Raw genomic sequence first — 20,584 nt, forward strand, 5'->3', positions numbered from 1 at the left:
ATCAAATGAATTTAAAATTCCTGTCTTGGTTCAGGTAAACTCGGTAAATATTGTGCTTTTACAAAGTTTTTTAATTCCACATAGGGAATAGTTAACTCCGATTCACCTTCTGCATAGGATGCCAACTCATAAACTGGATACACCAAGACCAAGCCATCCGCACCAAGATAAAAATTATCGCTAATATTTAAATCTTTTACTGCCACATTATGGTCATCCAGCCAGGTACTATTATAGCTGTACAAAGCATCTTTTAATTTTTCCTGTGCTCCAGGCAATAAAATATCATTCAGCGTTAAAATCTGTTGTTGGCTCAGATCAATGACCACGTAACGGCTTGCATAGGTTCCATGTGCTGCCCCTGCTGGATAATAATCAACAAGATATTCAAAAGTCGCAATATTATAGTTTTGACCGATATATCGTACCGATGCCCCACTATAATTCACCGATGGAATTTTTGGATCCAACGTGACTTTGACAGCAGGTTGATCATCAAAAGCATCGGCATGATCTTTTTTAATCGTATCCTGAAAATAGTTATTAATCCACGCTACATTGGTGTTAATCGTCTGCAAATCATATTGTGTACAGGTGGCAAGATCATTTGCTGTTGCTGCTGCATGACAAACTTCATCTTTTTTCGGCTGAACTCTTTCAACTTTTGCCTGAATCAAAGGAATCGCTGTATCCGTTTTTGCTTGATCTTTTTGTGCAGTCTCTTTTTCAGTCGATGCGTCTGGCTTCGGTTTTTCCTGACAAGCTGTCAATGCAAACATACTGGCGAATAATGTACAGGTAACCCATTTAATTTTCATTTTACATCTCTTATTTGTCGTATCATTTTTTAGTTTAACACTAGATCAAGCAGACTTTACAAAGACATAAAAAAACAGCCACCGTAGTGACTGCTTTTATATTCAAGACCAATCGTCTCTACTTATTGAATTATTTACTGTGCAGGTGTGCTGGTCGTATTATTACTGTCAGCATCGGCTGGTGTTTGCGCTGTTACGCCCCCACCTAGCGTTTTATACAGCTCAATTTGGCTATTGATATTGGCTTGTTGTAATGCCAATAATCCCTGCTCTGCGGTGTATGAATTACGCTGTGCATCAAGTACAGTTAAATAACCATCAATTCCTGCTCTAAAACGTGCTTCAGACAGACGATAAGTTGTATTGGTTGCTTCCACCAAACGACGTTGTGCTGCAATACGATCATCAATATTGGCACGTGTAGCCAGTACATCATTGACCTCACGGAATGCAGTCTGAATGGTTTGCTCATAACTGCTTAATGCAATTTGTTGATCTATTTCTGAAATTTTGACGTTGGCACGACGGGTACCATAATCAAAAATCGGTAAATCCAGACTTGGTGCCACACTCCAGATAAATGCACCGGATTTAAACAAATCGCTCAAATCGGTGGATGCATATCCAGCAGATCCAGTTAAACTAATGGTTGGAAACAAACTAGCTTTTGCAGCACCAATATTGGCACCTGCGGCGCGAAGCTGATATTCGGCAGACTTAATATCTGGACGATTATTTAATAGCTCACTTGGCAGACCAGCATTTAATACACTGTTATTGGTAATTTTGACTACACGCGATTCCGGTAACAAGTTATCTGGAATGGTTTGGCCCGCCAATAAATTCAATGCATTTTTAGCTTGCTGAATTTGTGTCTTGTAATTAGCAACATCATTTCTAGCGGTTTCAACAGAAATCTGTGCCTGACGAACAGGCACTTCACTGTCAATACCCACATCAAAACGACGTTTATTTAAATTATAAGACTCTTGCTGTGCTTTTAATGTCTGTTCAGCCAGTTTTAGATTTTGTTCAGCAAAGGAAATCGCAGTCCAAGCTTCGGCCACTTGTCCAACCAGTGCAACCTGAGTAGCATCACGCGCACTTTGGGTTGCAAAATAATTGTCCAATGCAGCATCTTTAAGGCTGCTGACACGGCCCCATAAATCCAGTTCAAATGCTGTAACGCCCAGCCCCACGTTATAGGCAGAGTAAGGCGTATAATCACTACTCATAGTTGCTTGTCGAGTAAATCCCGCACTTGCACCCACTGTCGGCAACTGATTATTACGGGTAATTTGATATTGTTGCTGTACCTTTTCAACATTCAATGCCGCAGTACGTAAATCACGGTTATTACCCAAAGCTAGGGCAATCACCTGTTTTAAACGCTCATCGGCAAAAAAGTCCTGATAACCCTGCGCTGCAATTGAGGCTGTCGCTGTTTGCGGTAAAGCCGTATATGCATCAGGAATATTCGCTTGAACAGTTGGTTCTGGACCACGCATGCTTTGGCAAGCAGCCAAAGACAATGCCAGTACAGATAATGCCAAACTACGGCCAGTCAACGTCATGATCTGTGTCATATCATTATTCCTGAGTAACCTGTTGTTTAGGTTTATATTTAAAGATACTGCGAATCCATACAAAGAAGACCGGAATGAAGAAGATACCCAGAAGTGTAGAACTAATTACACCACCTAGCACCCCATAACCGACGGAATGCTGACTACCTGCGCCTGCGCCAGTCGACAAGGCAAGCGGTAGCACACCAAAACCAAAGGCTAATGTGGTCATGACAATTGGGCGCAAACGCATCTTGGCGGCATGTAAGGTTGCTTCCAGTAAATCTTCGCCTTTTTCCTGTAACTCCTTGGCAAATTCCACAATCAAAATCGCATTCTTGGCTGACAAACCAATCACGGCAATGATCGCCACCTGAAAATAAATATTATTAGACAGGTTTGAATTCTTCAAGACCACCATGCCAAGGAAGGTTAAAGCGACCGCCCCAAGGACACCCAAAGGTACAACCAGCAATACCGAGAATGGCACTGACCAGCTTTCATATAATGCAGCCAGACACAGGAATACAATTAACAGAGACAAGGCATAGAGGAATGGGGCTTGTGCACCAGATTCCTGTTCTTCAAGTGACAAACCAGTCCACTCGTAATCAAAACCAGACATTCCCATTGATGGTAATTTCTGAACGATTTCCTGCATTGCAAGCATCGCATCACCAGAACTAACTCCAGGCGCAGGACTACCCTGAATATTGACAGAAGACAGACCATTGTACCGCTCTAATCGAGGTGAACCATAAGTCCATTGACCAGATGCAAACGCAGAGAAAGGAATCATTTCGCCACGACTATTACGTACATACCATTGATCCAGATCTTCCGGCATCATGCGGCTATCTGCCTCCCCTTGGATATAAACTTTTTTCACACGACCACGGTCAATAAAGTCATTGATATATGAACCACCCCATGCCATTGCCATGGTCGAATTAATATCTGCAATGCTCACACCCATGGCACTTGCCTGAGCCTGATCAACATTAATCTGATATTGAGGTGTGTCTTCTTGTCCATTCGGACGAACACCAACCAGACGTTTATCCTGTGCTGCCATACCGAGTACCGCATTTCGTGCGGCAAGCAATTGCTCATGGCTTTGACCACTCATTGCCTTTAACTGCATGTTAAATCCGGCAGTAACACCCAATTCTGGCATTGCAGGCAATTGTAAAGGCATGATATAGGACGCATCCTGAACCAGCATGTTTAATGCCATACCCCGTTGAATTATCGCACCAATTTGTGTTTCCGGTGTAGTTCGTTCACTCCAGTCCTTTAACTTGATAAATGCAATACCCGCATTTTGTGCGATACCGGTAAATGAGAATCCGGCAACACTAAATACAGAATCAACACTGTCTTTTTCGTTTTTCATGAAAAAGTCGGTCATTTGGTCAATGGTATCGCCTGTACGCTCCAGAGTTGCATTTGGTGGTAATTGAACCAGCGTCATCACCATACCCTGATCTTCTTCGGGCAAGAATGATGATGGTAATTTCTGAAACAGAAATACCAGTACCACTGCAACCACAGCATAAATGATGGCAGAGAATATTTTATGGTGGATCATACGGTTAACACCGTTTTGATAACCATGACTGATGCGATCAAAAGTGCGGTTAAACCATCTAAAGAAACGGGCAAAAATATTATTGCTTGGTTTCTTATCTGGATCATGCTGTTTCAGTAAAGTCGCACATAAAGCAGGTGTAAAGGTCAAAGCAACAATCAATGACAGGATCATCGCAGTCACAAGCGTAATCGAGAACTGACGATAAATTACCCCAGTGGTTCCACCAAAGAATGCCATCGGTACAAATACTGCGGTCAGTACACTGGTAATCCCGATTAAGGCACCAGAGATTTGCTTCATCGAATGCTCAGTCGCTGTGACAGGATCAGAATGCTCTTCTGCCATCACACGTTCGACGTTCTCAACCACAACAATCGCATCATCCACCAGCAAACCAATCGCCAGTACCATTGCAAACATAGTTAGGGTATTAATACTAAATCCGAATATGTTAATGACAGCAAAGGTACCCAAGACCACAACAGGCACAGCAAAGGTTGGAATGATCGTAGCGCGCCAGTTTTGCAGGAACAAAAACATGACAAAGAACACCAGAACGATCGCTTCAACCAAGGTATGAACCACACTTTTAATTGATAACTCAATAAATGGAGTAGTATCAAATGCCAGTTGATCTTTCAAACCAGATGGATAGTTTTTACGTAATTCAACCAGTTCTGCTTCAACTGCTTTGGCAGTATCCAGTGCATTGGAACCGGTTGCCAGTCGAATTGCCACACCACCAGCAGGCTGACCATTAAATTTGGAATCAAATTGATAGTTATCTGCACCAAGTTCAATATTGGCAACATCGGATAAACGCACTTGTGCACCGGATGTTGTGGTTTTTAAAAAGATATTTTTAAACTGCTCTGGTGTCTGCAATAAACTTTGTGCATTAACAGTGGCATTTAAAACCTGACCTTTAACAGCAGGTGCACCACCTAACTGCCCAACTGCAACCTGAGCATTTTGTGCCGTAATCGCTGCTGCCACATCACTCGGCGTAAGCTGATAACTCACCAGTTTTGCAGGATCAAGCCAGATCCGCATAGCATAGGAACCACCAAATACCTGTACTTCGCCTACACCGGCTACCCGGCTAAGCTGTTCGGAAATATTGGAGTTTACATAGTCTTTAATATCATTTGCCGACAAAGACTCATCAGGCGAGTAAAAAGCAAGTACCTGAAGGAAGCTAGCTCCGGATTTGGTGACTTTAACCCCTTGACGCTGTACATCATCGGGTAATAAAGCTGTTGCTACCTGTAATTTATTTTGAACCTGTACTTGTGCAATATCAGGATCAATGCCTTGTTCAAAATTCAATTGAATAGAGGCCTGTCCGTTCGCAGAACTATTGGACGACATGTAACGTAAACCATCCAAACCATTCATTTGCTGTTCAATGATTTGTGTAACGGTATTCTCTACAGTTGTCGCAGATGCACCCGGATAAGTTGCAGAAATTGTCACCGTCGGAGGCGCAACCGTTGGATATTGTGCAATGGGCATTTTGGTCAGGGACAATATCCCTGCCAGCATAATCACCAAAGCAATTACCCATGCAAAAATGGGACGATGGATAAAAAATTGTGCCATTATAACCTACCCCTTATGTATTTGAAGTAGCTGGTTGTTTTGCTTGCTGCGCTTCAGATGATTTTGATTCTGCCGATGGAATAGCTGTCTGGCTTGATTGCGCTGCGGGTTGTGCCTGAGGTGTATAAGGCGACGCATTGACTTGCTGTCCTTCCTTAACTTTTGCCACACCTTCAACAATCACTTTATCACCAACTTTCAATCCTTCGGTCACAATCCAGTTTTGTCCCTGAACACCGGCAGTTTGAATATTACGGGTTTCTACCACATTTTTATCATTGGCAATAAATACAGTCGCTTGTCCTGTTGGTGTACGTGTTACCGCTGCCTGAGGAATCAGATAAGCATTGGGAATAACACCCTGCACAACTTGTGCATTGGCAAACATACCTGGCAACAATAACTGATTTGGATTTTGGAATACTGCACGTAATGTCACAGAACCAGTGGTCTGGTCTACACTTGCATCAGAAAATGCCAGTTTGCCTTCGATCGGATAGGTACTCCCATCTTCCAGCTTCAGTTTGACTGTTGTATTATTACTTTGATCCAGCGTACCTTTACTTAACTGTTGACGTAAGCGTAACAATTCTGTGCTGGACTGATTAATATCAACATAAATTGGATTCAACTGTTGAATCGTCACCAGTGCATCTGCCTGACCCGCGGTCACCAATGCCCCTGCTGTTACTGAAGAACGACCAGTCTGACCTGAAATTGGCGCACGAATGGTCGAATATCCCAAATCAACTTCCGAATTTCGTACTTGGGCTTTTGCTGCATCCACTTGTGCCTGAGCAACATTAACCTGACCTAGCAAATCATCATAATCCTGTTTTGAAACAGCATTACTTGAGACCAGCTGTTTATAACGGTTTAATTTGATTTTGAGAGAATTAAGATTGGCTTCCTGTTGCAGCAAACTTGCCTTTGCACTTTCAAATGCCGCACGATTGGTTCGGGAATCCAGTTCATAAAGTGCCTGACCTTCACGGACATAGCTACCTTCGGTAAATAATCGTTTTAAAATTACGCCACTGGTTTGTGGACGAACCTCAGAAATTTGATATGCAGAAGTCCTGCCGGAAAGCTCAACGGTACTTTCAACACTTTGTGGTTGCGCCACAATGACACCCACTTGAGCTGGCGGCGTCTGTTGCGCTGCGGCTGCACCTTGTTTTGCTTCTTCTGAATTCTTGCTGCATCCTACCAACGCCATGCTTAACACCAATGTGCAAGCAGTTAGCGTAGGAGCCCAACACTTTGCCGATTTCATCATTTCACCTCTAATACAACGCTTTTTGACTATTTTGTTGCTTTATTCCAGACCGATATAAATTTGCATGAATAGATAACATTATCAAACCTGCCAAACTCCAACCCGCAAAAACATCTGTAGGATAATGAACACCAAGATATACGCGAGACAACCCCATTAAAATGAACCAAAAACACGCCATACTCCAGATCCAGCGATATTCTTTTAATGGAAAACTGATCATCAACATAGATGCGAACATCATGGCATAAGCACTATGCGCACTTGGAAAGGAACTCCCATATACTTCTACAACTTGTGTTTCAACCACAGGACGTGGACGAGCAAAGATCCATTTTAATAACCACGTTGTTGAAGCTGTAAATAATAATCCCAAAATACATGTATATGCTTCAAGCCTGTGCCTTTTAAACAAATTATACATGACCAACAGCAATACCAAGATGACAGTCCCGGGCAAACCACCCACATATGCCAAATATTGTGCCAGCTGTATCGCAAAATCCGAGTGAGTCTGTTGAAAATATTGAATGCTTTTCAAATCAAAGATGTTTTCTGGAAATTTTATTGCAATCCCACATAACATCAACATGAAAATCCATAAACTGAAGCCAATAACTCGCATCAGCTCACCTTTAAATGAATATTAAAGAATCAATTATTAAACACGTAGTTCACTCCGAATGCAAAGTGTACTGATTGGTACACTTTTTTTCAATAAGGAGATTTTAAGAATAGCAAAGAAATCCTAGTATTTTTGTAAATTTTGACAATCTCATTATTTGTTGCCAAACCCTTCGTTTATCCACAATTTATAAGTTAGTAAACCACGCAAAATACCTTAACTTCCCTACCCACCCCAAAGAATTCAGGCTGTAAAAAAATGTCTCATCTAAACATTTTCCGATTCAATCATCATAACCAAAAATCATTTTAATGATAGTCTTGCATGTTTTCCAATTTTCTGTACAAAGCATGATAGTAGTTATGATCACAGCTAATGATTAAAACTCTACTGACATTTAACCTAATTTTTTGCTTGTTCATCAATTTTTAAAGGCTGTTTTGGCGGCCAGAAAAAATCGATTGGCCGAGTAAAAAAATGTATTAAAATCAATTTAAACAAAGACTTCCAGTCTTTTAATCGGACTCGACGAGCCCGCAGTGCAACAAAGATGGTAAGACTAAAACTCACGAATAAATTGGTGACACCAATCAGAAGCACACCAAGAAAAGATACAAAAATCAGCCCAATATCAGGTGTACCTTCAATATTTAACAACCCCTGCATCAGATTGGCAGAAGCAAAAGCAATATGGCGGATATCAAGTGGCAAGCCTAAAATAAAGCCCAAGGTACCCATACTACCAAGCATGATACCAAACAAAAAATTCCCCATGATTGCACCAAGATTACGCTCAATATAATGCGACATCCGATCTAACCGTGTTTGTCCCAGCATGTTTCTTAACCCTGGATGGGCCTGCAAACGTGCGCCTATTTTTCGATAGACCGCCAAATTATCGTAATAACCGGCAATTAAACCCGACAAAAATAGACAAACACCAGCAATCGCAGCATGCGGTATTGCCAAAGAGGTAAACGGGTTTAAATCATGCAACAAATGATTGGCCTTACTTGGAGAAACCAGTGCCTCTCCCATGCCATGCAACCAAAGTGTAGAAATCAACGCAGCCACAGGAATAGCAATCGAAATGTTCCCTACAATCGCAATAAACTGCGTCCGCATAATATTAATAATCAATGTTGCCAGCTCTGCCATTTGAGCAGTTTTCGAGCCCTTACTGTGCTGAATTGTCGAAGCCAACGCTGCAGCGGTCATCGCAGGTTGTTTGGTAGCCACGGTAAAATGTAAAAAATGAATCAAAACAAAGCCCAGACTATAATTCATACTATAGACAAAAGCCTGCATCAAGGGTGCCATACTGATCCGTGCAGCCAGTACCTTCAAAGTTGCCATAGTGGCAATGATGACACCTGCTCCGGCAGCTGAGCGATACATTTTAAAGAAACCTTGTTTGTCAGTACTGACATAATGCTCTCCAGTCCGACTGGCATTTTCGGTGACCTGTAAGGCAATTAACTCGGTATTGGTGGCTAATAACGCCCTGACACTTTGATCATCGTAATAGGCAGAGGTCAAATTGCGTAATAGCGCCATAATCGCAATTTGCTGGCTCTGTTGCTGATCAGACACCACATGCAGTAGTGTTTCTATACGCTGTAAACATTGCTCAAGCAATACCAGCAAATAGGTCAGACTTAAACTGACACCACTGCGCTTTGTGCTACGTTTGACTCGAAGTAGAATATCTCGACATTGATCCAGCATCACCAGTGCCTGCCCCGGATCTGGTAATGGCATTACGGATGCAATGTCATATTGTGCTTCATATTTTTTATAGAGTTCAATATATTCAATAATTTCACGATTCTGAATCAGAAAAGGTGACTCATATTCGTCAATCTTTGGATAAGCATGACTAAATTCGGGATGCAAACCAATTGAGCTGATACGATACGATAACACCATAATCGCATGAATCATCTGCATACGAAGATTGTGCTTTTGTTCCTGATTGGCATTGGACTGCGCAAATAATCTTAAAATACCCTGCCAGTCTTCAGAGCTTATATTTTCCAACCAAGTCTGGTCAGTTTTGCGATAAAAAACCAGACCAACCAATTCCTTGAGTTCAGTTTTATCTTTGAGCAGGGGTAAAAAATGTGCGCCAATCCGCTGTAATAATTGAGTATTAAATCCTTCTGAGCTTAAAATGCCACTTTCGGTATATAAACTAACTTGTTTATATTGATTCAAAAGCCTTAAGGCAAAGCACTGTAAAATTTCAGTGGCAGTGGGAGTGATTAAAATATTCTGAATAAAATTCTGGATCTTTTGGTGGATCTCTTGCCGATCATTGGGGTCTTGCGGACGTAAACATTCGACCAGTTGTAGCATCAATTGAGGATCAAGATGTTCCATCTCGGTCTGAATTTGCATTTTGGATAACACATTCTGCAACTCAGCATGCATGATAGAACACCTCTCCTTTTAGTGGCTGGGTTTATTGGATACGATCCAACGCAAGTTGCGCCAGATTTTCCAGCGCTTGCCGATATTCACTTTCTGGCAAAGCCTGTAATGCCTCAATAGCTTTTTCCGTTTCTTCTCTAGCGCGTTGCATACAATAGTCAAGTGCACCCGATTTTTTTACAATCGAAATGACCTGCTCTAACTGAGATGTTCCACCAGTTGCAATACTTTTATATACAATTTGATGTTCTTCGGCATTTTCATCTGTCAATTTTAAAGCTGCAATCAATGGTAAGGTCGGTTTTCCTTCCATCAAATCATCACCAATATTTTTACCCAGCGTTTCGGCATCGGAAGTGTAATCGAGAATATCATCAATGATCTGAAAGGCATTACCAAAATGCCCGGCATAATGGCGCATGGCTTCTCGATAGTTTTCCTGTCCGGCCAGAATAGCTGCACCCTCTGTGGCCAATTCAAAAAGACGCGAAGTTTTACCATGAATAATTTGCAAATAAATATCTTCAGTCGCATGCGGCTGGTGTTGCCATTGCAATTGCAGAACTTCACCTTCGGCAATTTCACAGGTACCTGTAGAAAAATCCTTAAGAAGATCCCAGTTTTTAATATTCACCAACAAATCAAAAGCACGAGAAATTAGAAAATCACCAACCAATACCGCAGTCTGATTATTCCATGTTGCATTGGCAGTGGGACGACCACGACGCAAACCAGATTCATCTACCACATCATCATGTACCAGTGTGGCGGTATGTAGCATTTCGATAATTGCAGCCAGATGGCGAGCATGGGTCATATCCGACAGACCACAAGCTCTTGCTGCAAGTAAACACATGATTGGACGCATGCGTTTTCCGCCGGCTTCTACCACATGTTTACTGACTGACATCACCAAAGCAACTTTGGAGGTAATCCCTTCATTAATAAATTGATCCATCGCAGCGAAGTCATGCGCAACCGGAGCAAGCACATCCCGTTTAAAATCAATCGTCATGCAAAAACCTCATTTATCCTGCCAATTATGTATTGCGATCTGACTTTGTCATCCTATCTTATCAAAAGCCGATGATTCAAAATATTAAATTTTAACAATTTAATAAAATCAATCTTCGCCAAGTTGCCATTGTCATGAATGTCCCTACAACTTGCAAGCCTATTTACTGACTTTAAATCACATCTGTATTGATAATTTTGCTCGGATCTAAACGACAAAGAGCATATACCAACGATAAAAAAGAACTTGCAGACAAAATTCATTGTTATTTTTTATACAAACACTTGTTGTTTGATCGAAAATTTCGTAAAATTCTGCCCCTTATATACCCCAGTGGCGTTCGTTTGAAGTTCGATTATTCCTGATCGACACGACGACACGGGCATGTGTGGAGTACATTATGTACGCAGTAATCCAAAGCGGTGGTAAACAGCACCGTGTAGTTGAGGGTGAAACCCTTAAAGTTGAATTATTGAAAGCAGAAACTGGCTCAACAATTACATTTGATGATGTATTATTGCTTGTAAACGGTGAAAGCGTTCAAATCGGTGCTCCAGTTGTTGCTGGCGCAAAAGTAACTGCAGAAGTGGTTAGTCATGGTCGTCATGACAAAGTGCGTATTGTTAAAATGCGTCGTCGTAAACACTACCGTAAACAACAAGGTCACCGTCAATGGTTTACCGAGTTGAAAATTACTGGTATTGCAGGCTAATCACGAGGAGTAAATAGACATGGCAACGAAAAAAGCCGGTGGATCGACAAAAAACGGTCGTGATTCGAATCCTAAAATGTTAGGTGTAAAAATCTACGGTGGTCAAACTGTAACAGCAGGTAACATCATCGTTCGTCAACGTGGTACAGAATTCCATGCAGGTAACAATGTAGGTATGGGCCGTGACCATACTTTATTTGCAACTGCTGATGGCGTAGTAAAGTTTGAAGTGAAGGGTCAATTTGGCCGTCGCTATGTAACTGTTGAAGCATAAGTTTTAATGGTTCAAAAAGCCCGCTTTTGCGGGTTTTTTTATTTAAAGTTTCACATCTTTTTCATAAAATAGTATTTTTCGCTACACAGATATGCAATTTACGACTGAATCTAAACAAAATCCTGTCATTTCTCCATTTTTTTCAATTTAAAACCCAGTAAGATGTCAGCATAAATCGTGGGAATCAGGATTAAATTACGTTATGAATCTTTTACAAAAATCATCTTATGCTTTTGCCATTACAGCACTTGGTCTATCCTCAATGATGACCACTCAAAGTTATGCCGCCGCCGCAACCACACAACAAGCCACCAATAATCTGGTCAAACAACTCAGCAGCATCCAGAGCCTAACTGCCGATTTTGAACAAAGTACCCGCTTAACACAGGCACGTAATAGCCAGCAACAAAACAAACCGACACCTCAACATCTCAATCAAAACTTTAGTGGTGTTATGAAGGTCGCCCGCCCCGGCAAATTCTATTGGGAAACCACCAAACCTGCCAAACAGACCATTGTAACCACAGGACAATCGGTATGGATTTATGATCCAGATTTACAACAAGCCGTAAAACAAAGTCTGGATGATCAGGTTGCAAATACCCCAGCTCTACTGTTATCCGGTAATGCACAGGAAATTATGAATGCCTATACTGTAGGGCAGCCTGATGCCAGTAAAACCTATTACAGTTTAACGCCCAAGAATAAAGAAGGTGCTTTTGAACGTCTGTTAATTAGTTTTGGTCCAAACAAAGCACCAACCTTAATGATTCTAGAGGACTCAATGGGTCAGACCACAACCATCAAGTTTAAAAATGTAAAACTGAATGCACAGATTAGTAATAGTGTATTTAATTTTACCCCACCCAAAGGCACAGATATTATTGAGCAATAAAACCAGCTAAACATCCATGAATCAATACCTCGCATTCTTTATCACATTGCAGTTAAAGAATGCGACATTTTCATATCACAGTTACTTGGTATTCAATTTTCGGTTATTGTTCTGAGGTCGGTAAAGCATAGTCTTTTTCATAAAAAAGACGAAAAACAGCATCACACACCGTTTGATCGTAGATTTTACCCTGCCCTTTTTTTAATTCACTTAGTGCAAAATCTAGTCCCAAAGCCTCACGATAAGACCTTTTCGCAGCAATTGCCTCGACCACATCTGCAACGATCAAAATATTGGCTTGGGGCAGTATTTGGTCGCCTTTTAACCCCTTTGGATAACCACTTCCATCGATACGTTCATGATGCTGGACCACAATTTCTGCCAAAGGAAATTCAAACGGAATATCTTTTAAAAGATCATATGTCACTTCAACATGGCTTTTGATTAATTTTTTTTCTTCATGCTCAAGTGTGCCCACTTTATGCAAGACCTGATGTGGAATCGCAATCTTACCAAAATCATGCAATAACCCAACATAATACATTTGTCCACAGTCGGATTCTGCCCAACCCATTTCTTCTGCAATTGCCTTGCAGAATAAACCAACCCGATGCTGATGTCCGGCAGTGTAAACATCCTGCAAGCGATGAACTTTTGACAAAAGCTGAATCAGTGCTTGAGTCATTTCGGATAATTTTTGCTGACATTGATCGACTTCAAGATGACCAGAACTGTCAGAAACCATGGCATGCTGCATCGATAAATTAGCTTCTAAACATAAAAAATTAAAATATCGATAAATAAAAACATGTTAATGCTTTAAACACAAGCCTAAACTATTTGGAATAAGACATAATCCCATCACACGCTAAAAATTTAATCAGATAGATTCAAGTATCATCAAATCCTTAAGCTTGATGGGACTGCATCACTTCACTTGCGTTTTACGAATCATTTTATATAACAGTTTTGGGGAAAGCCGAGAAACCAATACACCCAATTTTTCTTTACTGCCACCGACCACGATATATTCTTGTTTTGCTGTCAAAGCATGTACCACTTGCCGGGCAAAATCTTCAGCGCTTAAACCATTTTCTGTTGCTTCATCCTCATGACCTTGTGGTTGTCCTGCGCCATTGAGTGCATTTTTCGCCACATCCGTTTGTACAAAACCCGGAAAAATCACAGATACGTTAATCCCCTGATCTGCATATTCGGCACGACAACTATTAGCCCAAATATGAATTGCCGCTTTGGCCGCAGAATAACTGGCACGATATTGTGTACCCAATAAACCTGCCACACTCGAGACAAACGCAAGCTGTCCGGATTTTTGCTGTACAAAATAAGGTAATACCTGTTTACTCAGATTGACCTGAGCAAAATAATCGACTTCCATGATTTTTCGTTCCGTGTCCATGCTTGTATCAGCAATTAATGCACGCTGGCTCAAACCAGCATTATTAATTAGCACATCTACAGTCGTAAATTTTGCAAAGACGGCTTTGACAGTTTGGTCCACCTGTTCGAAATCGGTAATGTCCAGTGCAATGCAATGATGCTGGTCTGGATTAGACAATTTTGCCCGTACCGCCTCAAGCTGATCCAAACGTCTGGCAGTTAAAATGACTGTTGCGCCCTGTGCTGCAAAAACCTGTGCCAAAGCTGCACCAATTCCAGAACTTGCACCTGTGATCCATACTGTTTGCTTTTTCGACATCCTTATTTTCCTTTATTCATAACATTATTTACTGGATAAAACCATTGAAGTGTCTGGCGTATTGTTGTGCTTGAGAAAGCGATAAATGTCTAGCAACTTTTTCAATGCGCTTATAACCTAGGTTAGTCACCAAATTGATTATCCTGGTCAGGGTTTTATCGACCACATAATTAAACTTTAATATGGTTTTCGGGGTACGGATATGGGCTGTTACTCCGGTATCAATGACCTCGATCAAATCATCAAACACTGGCACAACAGCCAGCGAATCATTTTGCATTAATCTCTCATAATTCTGCTGCACTCTGCTGGCAAGCGTCGGAGATAGTGCATATTGTAAATAAATCTGCTGCGGATCATCACAATCAAACTGATCCAAAATATAGTTTGCCACAGGTTGTAAACGTATATTACTGAACAATGAAATCGACCAAGGCATATATTTCTGTAAGTGTGTATCAATCTGACCTAAGACTTTGGCTGTTTCCTGTGCCTGTACATCATCAGTATTTTCTTGAGATTTTGCCAACGCCCCAAATGCCTGATCCAGCACTTCACAGGTTAACTCGGTAAATACCTCACCAAGTGGTTTTGCCAATGGTGTTTTCTCACCACGATTGAGTGCCTGCGTGATCTGTTGTAACTTTTGATAGGTGTCTTGATTGACTGGTATTTTTACAAATCGTATGGCCATGTCATTCCCTCAACAGGCTTTCTCTTTATTCATTCAATTTATACTAACAAAAACCGATCATCGACCCAATGTTTATTTCGTGCTTTGAATAGGGCGACTGAACAACTATTTTTTTGCTACAATAGATGAAATTTTTTTAATACTTTTTAGTTCATATGTCTGACACCAATAGCACAAATCAGCACACTTCCGCTGCAAACCAAACTGCTGAAAACCAGTCTGCCGAAAATATTGCCACTACTTATGATCCCTCTCTCATCGAGAACAAATGGTATCAAGTGTGGGAAGAAAACGGCTATTTCAAACCATCTGGTGAAGGTGAATCATTTTGTATCATGATTCCGCCACCGAATGTTACTGGTAGCCTGCATATGGGACATGGCTTTAACAATGCCATCATGGATGCCTTGACACGTTATAACCGTATGAATGGCAAAAACACCCTGTGGCAGCCAGGTACCGACCATGCTGGGATTGCCACCCAAATGGTGGTAGAACGCCAGCTTGGTGCGCAAGGTATTAGCCGTCATGATCTTGGACGAGAAAAATTCATTGAAAAAGTCTGGGAATGGAAAGAACAATCCGGTGGTAATATTACCCGTCAAATCCGTCGTTTAGGTTCTTCGGTAGACTGGTCACGTGAACGCTTTACCATGGATGAAGGTCTATCCAATGCAGTTAAAGAAGTCTTTGTCAAACTGCATGAAGAAGGACTGATTTATCGTGGTAAACGTCTGGTGAACTGGGATCCAAAACTGCATACTGCCCTGTCTGATCTGGAAGTAGAAAGCAATGAAGAACAAGGTTCTTTATGGCATTTTAAATATTTCTTTGCCGACGAAAATTTAAAAACTGCCGACGGTAAAAATTATCTGGTGGTTGCCACCACACGTCCGGAAACGTTATTAGGTGATACAGCAGTTGCAGTACATCCTTCCGACTCACGCTATAAGCACCTGATTGGTCAAAATATTCGTTTGCCGATTACCGATCGTATTGTACCGATTGTTGCCGATGACTATGTAGAAAAAGACTTTGGGACAGGCTGTGTCAAAATTACCCCTGCGCATGACTTTAACGATTATGAATTAGGTAAACGCCACAATCTGCCTTTAATCAATATCTTTAATAAAAATGCCGAAATTCTCGGTGAATTTGACTGGATGGAAAAAGCAGGTGAACCTATCAGTAAGACACTGGTTGCACCTGAAGATTATGTCGGTTTAGAGCGTTATGACGCCCGTAAAAAACTGGTGAGTGAGGCAGAAGCTGAAGGCTGGCTGGAAAAAATCGATCCATATACCCTCAAAGCGCCACGTGGTGACCGTTCCGGTGTGATCGTAGAACCCTTATTAACAGATCAATGGTATGTCAAAATTGCACCACTGGCACAACCTGCCATTGAAGCCGTGAAAGATGGTCGTATCAAATTTGTGCCTGAACAATATACCAATATGTATATGGCATGGATGAACAATATTCAGGACTGGTGTATCTCCCGTCAATTGTGGTGGGGTCATCGTATTCCAGCATGGTATGACGAAAATGGTGCGGTGTATGTTGGTCGTGACGAAGCCGAAGTTCGTCAAAAGTACAATTTGGCGGCAGATTATTATATCTACCAAGATGAAGATGTACTGGATACTTGGTTCTCCTCTGGTCTGTGGACATTCTCTACACTAGGCTGGACTGGTGATGCCAAGAAAGATGCGGAAAACTATTTCCTGAAAACCTTCCATCCGACTGATGTATTGGTCACCGGTTTTGACATTATTTTCTTCTGGGTGGCGCGCATGATCATGCTCACCATGCACTTTATGAAAAATGAAGATGGCACACCACAAGTACCGTTTAAAACTGTCTATGTGCATGGTCTGGTACGTGATAGTGAAGGTCAGAAAATGTCCAAATCCAAAGGCAACGTGCTTGATCCATTGGATTTGATCGACAGTATTGATCTGGAAAGTCTGGTCGCCAAACGTACTACGGGTTTGATGAATCCAAAACAGGCAGCAAAAATTGAAAAAGCCACCCGTAAAGAATTCCCGGATGGTATCAATGCCTATGGTACAGATGCTGTGCGCTTTACTTTCTGTGCGCTGGCCAATACTGGTCGTGACATCAAATTCGATCTAAAACGGGTTGAAGGTTACCGTAACTTTGCCAATAAAATCTGGAATGCAACCCGTTTTGTGCTGATGAATGTCGAAGGTCAGACAGTTGGTCAAACTGCTCGTCCTGATCTTTGGGAATTACCGGAGCAATGGATTGTCAGTCGCTTACAAAAAGCTGAACAAGCAGTACAGCAAGGTTTTGCTACCTATCGACTGGATCTGGTGGCACAAACCATTTATGACTTTATCTGGAATGAATATTGCGACTGGTATGTCGAACTAACAAAACCAGTTTTAAATGATGCCAGTGTTTCTGATGAACGTAAGGCCGAAGTGCGTCGTGTATTACTCAGTGTGATGGAAACGGCTTTACGTCTGGCGCATCCGTTGATGCCATTCCTGACCGAAGAAATCTGGCAAACCCTTGCACCGATGATTGGTAAAGGTGGTGACACGATTATGCTGGCACCTTACCCAGTTGCCGAACAAGATAAAATCAGTGAACAAGCCGAAGCAGATATGCAATGGTTACAAGGTTTGATTGGTGCGGTGCGTAATATTCGTGGTGAAATGGGTCTAGGGAATGCGCGTTTACTGCCTGTGCTGCTGCAAAATATTTCTGAGGCAGAACGTACGCAGATTGAACGCATTGAACCATTGTTTAAAGCCTTGGCAAAAGTAGAAAACATCACCTTCTTGGCAAATGGCGAAGAACCACCTCTTTCTTCCTCCTCCGTGGTTGGTCATGCATCCGTCTTTGTTCCAATGAAAGGTTTGATTGATCCAAAAGCAGAACTGAGCCGCTTACAAAAAGATCTGGATAAAATCCAGAAACAGCATGATCAAATCGCAACTAAACTAAGTAATGAAGGTTTTGTTGCCAAAGCCCCTGCTGCCGTGGTTGAAGGTGAAAAAGCCAAACTGGCTGAATTTGCAGATCAATTGACAAAAATTAAGACGAATATGGAGCAGATTGCGAACTTGTAATCTATCGCAATTCATTATATAACAAGCCTAGGACAACAATGTTCTAGGCTGTATTTTAGGAGTTCTCATGTCAGATTTAAGTATTAAACAGCGAGTCTTACTAACGATAGAAAAACTACCTGAAAATGTAGATATCGAAAGCATGATGTATGAGCTTTATGTTTTAGAAAATATCCAAAAAGGACAAAATGATATTCAAAATCATCAAATCATCACTGTAGATCAGCTATTACAGGATATCGAATCATGGTAATTTTTTATGGTAGTTTGGACTGAACACGCACGAATGCAACTGCGAGATATCCATAATTATATTGCTAAAGACTCGCCGCTTTATGCCAAACGAACTGTACTTGATATCACTCAAAAAACTAAAATTTTAGAGAAGTTTTTAAAAATTGGAAAAATCACACCAGAAACGGACCAAGAACATATTCGTGAACTTTCTATCCATAGTTACCGAATCATCTATCAAATTGAAAAGAATGATATTTATATTTTAGCGATTGTGCATAAGCGACAAATATTAGAACAAACTCAATTTCAATTAGATTGATTCCCAAAGCAGAACTGGGCCGCTTGCAAAAAGATCTGAATAAAATCCAGAAACAGCATGATCAAATCACAACTAAACTAAGTAATGAAGGTTTTGTTGCCAAAGCCCCTGCTGCCGTGGTTGAAGGTAAAAAAGCTAAACTGGCTGAATTTGCAGATCAATTGGCAAAAATTAAGGCGAATATGGAGCAGATTGCTGCGCTTTAAGTCATTGTAATAGATTTAAAGAAGCAACTAAAATCCCCTTAAAAAGTTAAGGGGATTTTTTAATTTTAAACATCAATTTTCTTATTTCCATCTAATTTATTGACTTCAAATAAGCTTAAATAAAAACATAACATTAAATTTTTTGCTAATATTCTATTTAGGCAACAACAAAGAATATGACAACAATGACGGATCATTTACGAGAACGATTTGAAAATTTAGAGTTAAATGCAGGCTTGGGTAAGGTAAGTGCATTTCTTTCTGTTTCTATTGGTTTATTGTGTATTTTTGGCGCTCTTTGTTTTTTATTTCCCAGTGTTTTAACAACCCCTGAACTTCGACCTTTATATAGCAAATATTACAATATTTTTTATTATAGTCTAATTTTTGGAATTTTGATGAGTGCCGGCTTTGGTGCATTTAGTGCCATTATTCGACAAAATCGCTTTGGTTTTTATGGCCTATGCTTCGCTGTGATTGCCGCAGTATTAGGTTGTGGATTAATCAAAGCACCAACCCTCCCGACCTTGCCGTTTTATGCAGGCTTTGACTATTTCGTATTGACCTTATTCATTTTGGCACTGGTCTTTATTCCACTTGAAGGTTTTTTCGCAAAGAATCCCAAACAAAAAATATTACGTGTTGGCTGGATTACTGATATGAAATATTTCATGTTTAGCCACATTGGGTTGCAGTTATTTACCTTTTTGACAGTAATGCCGATTCAATACTGGATTACGCATTTACCGAGTAATCCAATTTCACCGATCATTCAGGTACAGCCGTTATGGTTACAATTTATCGAATTATTGATCGTCGTAGATTTCACTACCTATTGGCTGCATCGTGCCATGCATGAAGTCCCATTCTTATGGCGTTTTCATGCGATTCACCATTCTACCGAACAAATGGACTGGCTCGCATCGTCACGTTTACATATCGTTGAAATATTACTCACCAGATTTATAGCCACTTTACCCATTTTTTTATTAGGTTTTCATACGTCTGCGGTATTTGCCTATCTAGTGTTTATTTCATTTCATGCGATTTTTATTCATTCCAATGTGCGCTTTCGTTTTCCTTATTTACGCTGGATTATCGCTACACCTGAATTTCACCATTGGCACCACTCTTCGGAAAAACCTGCAATTGATAAGAATTATGCAGCGTTCATTCCATTATATGATGTGATTTTTAAAAGTATGTATATACCAAATCATTTGGCAAGTGTTTACGGTACTGTAGGTTATAAAATTCCAAATAGTTTTGTGAAACAATTTACATGGCCATTCAAGAAATATATCAAGAAATGGAAAAATCGAAATAACAGAACATAGCAATTCCGATTCAATCATCAACATATAAACTATAGGCTATACACACTATTCAAGCCTGCTTATTAAAAGCAAAATTATGAATATCGGGATCATCTCGATCAAATCAAAGATTATGAATGAATTCTTATTTAACGTAACTTCATTGATTACGATAAGAA

General features: G+C 40.7%; 17 protein-coding genes and 1 pseudogene. 8 read left to right on the top strand and 10 right to left on the bottom strand.

Features of this window, described 5'->3' with window-relative positions:
* Window positions 1-11 precede the first annotated feature (11 nt).
* From CAP51_RS01770 to sdsA, 7 genes are all read right to left on the bottom strand, one after another.
* Window positions 12-818, bottom strand: a complete 807-nt coding sequence (locus tag CAP51_RS01770; protein WP_087619013.1) for an RsiV family protein — start codon at window positions 816-818, stop codon at window positions 12-14.
* 134 nt (window positions 819-952) lie between these two features.
* Complete coding sequence (gene adeC, locus CAP51_RS01775) at window positions 953-2,404, bottom strand: AdeC/AdeK/OprM family multidrug efflux complex outer membrane factor (protein WP_087619014.1); 1,452 nt, start codon at window positions 2,402-2,404, stop codon at window positions 953-955.
* A 4-nt stretch (window positions 2,405-2,408) separates the two neighbouring features.
* Window positions 2,409-5,579: an efflux RND transporter permease subunit gene (locus CAP51_RS01780; RefSeq protein ID WP_087619015.1), complete on the bottom strand. Its 3,171-nt coding sequence runs from the start codon at window positions 5,577-5,579 to the stop codon at window positions 2,409-2,411.
* A 13-nt stretch (window positions 5,580-5,592) separates the two neighbouring features.
* Window positions 5,593-6,855 (bottom strand): efflux RND transporter periplasmic adaptor subunit, encoded by a 1,263-nt coding sequence (locus tag CAP51_RS01785; RefSeq protein WP_087619016.1) that lies wholly within the window; start codon window positions 6,853-6,855, stop codon window positions 5,593-5,595.
* 10 nt (window positions 6,856-6,865) lie between these two features.
* On the bottom strand, window positions 6,866-7,483 hold the full coding sequence (locus tag CAP51_RS01790) for a phosphatase PAP2 family protein (protein WP_087619017.1): 618 nt from the start codon (window positions 7,481-7,483) through the stop codon (window positions 6,866-6,868).
* A gap of 402 nt (window positions 7,484-7,885) precedes the next feature.
* Entirely contained in the window at window positions 7,886-9,916 is a 2,031-nt protein-coding gene (locus CAP51_RS01795) for a site-specific recombinase (protein WP_087619018.1), read from the bottom strand.
* Window positions 9,917-9,947: 31 nt separating this feature from the next.
* Window positions 9,948-10,931 carry an All-trans-nonaprenyl-diphosphate synthase gene (gene sdsA, locus CAP51_RS01800; protein WP_087619019.1) on the bottom strand — a complete coding sequence of 328 codons (984 nt, stop codon included), beginning with the start codon at window positions 10,929-10,931 and terminating at the stop codon, window positions 9,948-9,950.
* A gap of 400 nt (window positions 10,932-11,331) precedes the next feature.
* Here sdsA and rplU point away from each other — a divergent pair, with 400 nt between their 5' ends.
* The 3 genes from rplU (at window position 11,332) to lolA (ending at window position 12,812) form a co-directional block, all read left to right on the top strand.
* Complete coding sequence (rplU, locus tag CAP51_RS01805) at window positions 11,332-11,643, top strand: 50S ribosomal protein L21 (protein ID WP_087619020.1); 312 nt, start codon at window positions 11,332-11,334, stop codon at window positions 11,641-11,643.
* Between the two features lie 19 nt (window positions 11,644-11,662).
* The gene (gene rpmA / locus CAP51_RS01810) at window positions 11,663-11,917 is read left to right on the top strand and encodes a 50S ribosomal protein L27 (protein WP_087619021.1); all 255 of its coding nucleotides are present in this window, start codon (window positions 11,663-11,665) and stop codon (window positions 11,915-11,917) included.
* 202 nt (window positions 11,918-12,119) lie between these two features.
* Window positions 12,120-12,812 carry an outer membrane lipoprotein periplasmic chaperone LolA gene (gene lolA / locus CAP51_RS01815; RefSeq protein ID WP_087619022.1) on the top strand — a complete coding sequence of 231 codons (693 nt, stop codon included), beginning with the start codon at window positions 12,120-12,122 and terminating at the stop codon, window positions 12,810-12,812.
* Between the two features lie 103 nt (window positions 12,813-12,915).
* On the opposite strand, the gene CAP51_RS01820 is transcribed toward lolA, so the two are convergent.
* The 3 genes from CAP51_RS01820 to CAP51_RS01830 all read right to left on the bottom strand — a co-directional run bounded on the left by CAP51_RS01820 (window position 12,916) and on the right by CAP51_RS01830 (window position 15,226).
* A complete protein-coding gene (locus CAP51_RS01820; RefSeq protein WP_171294706.1) occupies window positions 12,916-13,557 on the bottom strand; it encodes an HD-GYP domain-containing protein in 642 nt (213 codons plus the stop codon).
* Window positions 13,558-13,740: 183 nt separating this feature from the next.
* Complete coding sequence (locus CAP51_RS01825; RefSeq protein WP_087619024.1) at window positions 13,741-14,532, bottom strand: SDR family oxidoreductase; 792 nt, start codon at window positions 14,530-14,532, stop codon at window positions 13,741-13,743.
* Window positions 14,533-14,560: 28 nt separating this feature from the next.
* Window positions 14,561-15,226: a hypothetical protein gene (locus CAP51_RS01830; RefSeq protein WP_087619025.1), complete on the bottom strand. Its 666-nt coding sequence runs from the start codon at window positions 15,224-15,226 to the stop codon at window positions 14,561-14,563.
* 155 nt (window positions 15,227-15,381) lie between these two features.
* Between CAP51_RS01830 and CAP51_RS01835 the strand changes: the two genes are divergently transcribed.
* The 5 genes and pseudogenes from CAP51_RS01835 (at window position 15,382) to CAP51_RS01855 (ending at window position 20,426) form a co-directional block, all read left to right on the top strand.
* Entirely contained in the window at window positions 15,382-18,327 is a 2,946-nt protein-coding gene (locus CAP51_RS01835) for a valine--tRNA ligase (protein ID WP_087619026.1), read from the top strand.
* Between the two features lie 67 nt (window positions 18,328-18,394).
* The gene (locus CAP51_RS01840; protein WP_087619027.1) at window positions 18,395-18,580 is read left to right on the top strand and encodes a hypothetical protein; all 186 of its coding nucleotides are present in this window, start codon (window positions 18,395-18,397) and stop codon (window positions 18,578-18,580) included.
* Between the two features lie 6 nt (window positions 18,581-18,586).
* Window positions 18,587-18,883: a type II toxin-antitoxin system RelE/ParE family toxin gene (locus CAP51_RS01845; RefSeq protein WP_087619028.1), complete on the top strand. Its 297-nt coding sequence runs from the start codon at window positions 18,587-18,589 to the stop codon at window positions 18,881-18,883.
* A gap of 2 nt (window positions 18,884-18,885) precedes the next feature.
* Window positions 18,886-19,089 (top strand): annotated as a pseudogene (locus tag CAP51_RS01850) (hypothetical protein); the annotation flags it as partial.
* 185 nt (window positions 19,090-19,274) lie between these two features.
* Entirely contained in the window at window positions 19,275-20,426 is a 1,152-nt protein-coding gene (locus tag CAP51_RS01855; RefSeq protein ID WP_087619857.1) for a sterol desaturase family protein, read from the top strand.
* Window positions 20,427-20,584: the final 158 nt, after the last annotated feature.

Origin of the sequence: Acinetobacter populi (assembly GCF_002174125.1) — a bacterium.
Lineage (GTDB): Bacteria > Pseudomonadota > Gammaproteobacteria > Pseudomonadales > Moraxellaceae > Acinetobacter > Acinetobacter populi.

What these genes read in the sequence shown, in the direction of transcription:
- CAP51_RS01830 (WP_087619025.1), bottom strand. Translation starts at nt 15,226, where the DNA reads ATGGCCATACGATTTGTAAAAATACCAGTCAATCAAGACACCTATCAA.
- adeC (WP_087619014.1), bottom strand. Translation starts at nt 2,404, where the DNA reads ATGACACAGATCATGACGTTGACTGGCCGTAGTTTGGCATTATCTGTA.
- sdsA (WP_087619019.1), bottom strand. Translation starts at nt 10,931, where the DNA reads ATGACGATTGATTTTAAACGGGATGTGCTTGCTCCGGTTGCGCATGAC.
- lolA (WP_087619022.1), top strand. Translation starts at nt 12,120, where the DNA reads ATGAATCTTTTACAAAAATCATCTTATGCTTTTGCCATTACAGCACTT.
- CAP51_RS01855 (WP_087619857.1), top strand. Translation starts at nt 19,275, where the DNA reads ATGACGGATCATTTACGAGAACGATTTGAAAATTTAGAGTTAAATGCA.
- CAP51_RS01795 (WP_087619018.1), bottom strand. Translation starts at nt 9,916, where the DNA reads ATGCATGCTGAGTTGCAGAATGTGTTATCCAAAATGCAAATTCAGACC.
- CAP51_RS01770 (WP_087619013.1), bottom strand. Translation starts at nt 818, where the DNA reads ATGAAAATTAAATGGGTTACCTGTACATTATTCGCCAGTATGTTTGCA.
- CAP51_RS01845 (WP_087619028.1), top strand. Translation starts at nt 18,587, where the DNA reads ATGGTAGTTTGGACTGAACACGCACGAATGCAACTGCGAGATATCCAT.
- CAP51_RS01840 (WP_087619027.1), top strand. Translation starts at nt 18,395, where the DNA reads ATGTCAGATTTAAGTATTAAACAGCGAGTCTTACTAACGATAGAAAAA.
- CAP51_RS01820 (WP_171294706.1), bottom strand. Translation starts at nt 13,557, where the DNA reads ATGGTTTCTGACAGTTCTGGTCATCTTGAAGTCGATCAATGTCAGCAA.
- CAP51_RS01835 (WP_087619026.1), top strand. Translation starts at nt 15,382, where the DNA reads ATGTCTGACACCAATAGCACAAATCAGCACACTTCCGCTGCAAACCAA.
- CAP51_RS01825 (WP_087619024.1), bottom strand. Translation starts at nt 14,532, where the DNA reads ATGTCGAAAAAGCAAACAGTATGGATCACAGGTGCAAGTTCTGGAATT.
- rpmA (WP_087619021.1), top strand. Translation starts at nt 11,663, where the DNA reads ATGGCAACGAAAAAAGCCGGTGGATCGACAAAAAACGGTCGTGATTCG.
- CAP51_RS01780 (WP_087619015.1), bottom strand. Translation starts at nt 5,579, where the DNA reads ATGGCACAATTTTTTATCCATCGTCCCATTTTTGCATGGGTAATTGCT.
- CAP51_RS01790 (WP_087619017.1), bottom strand. Translation starts at nt 7,483, where the DNA reads ATGCGAGTTATTGGCTTCAGTTTATGGATTTTCATGTTGATGTTATGT.
- CAP51_RS01785 (WP_087619016.1), bottom strand. Translation starts at nt 6,855, where the DNA reads ATGAAATCGGCAAAGTGTTGGGCTCCTACGCTAACTGCTTGCACATTG.
- rplU (WP_087619020.1), top strand. Translation starts at nt 11,332, where the DNA reads ATGTACGCAGTAATCCAAAGCGGTGGTAAACAGCACCGTGTAGTTGAG.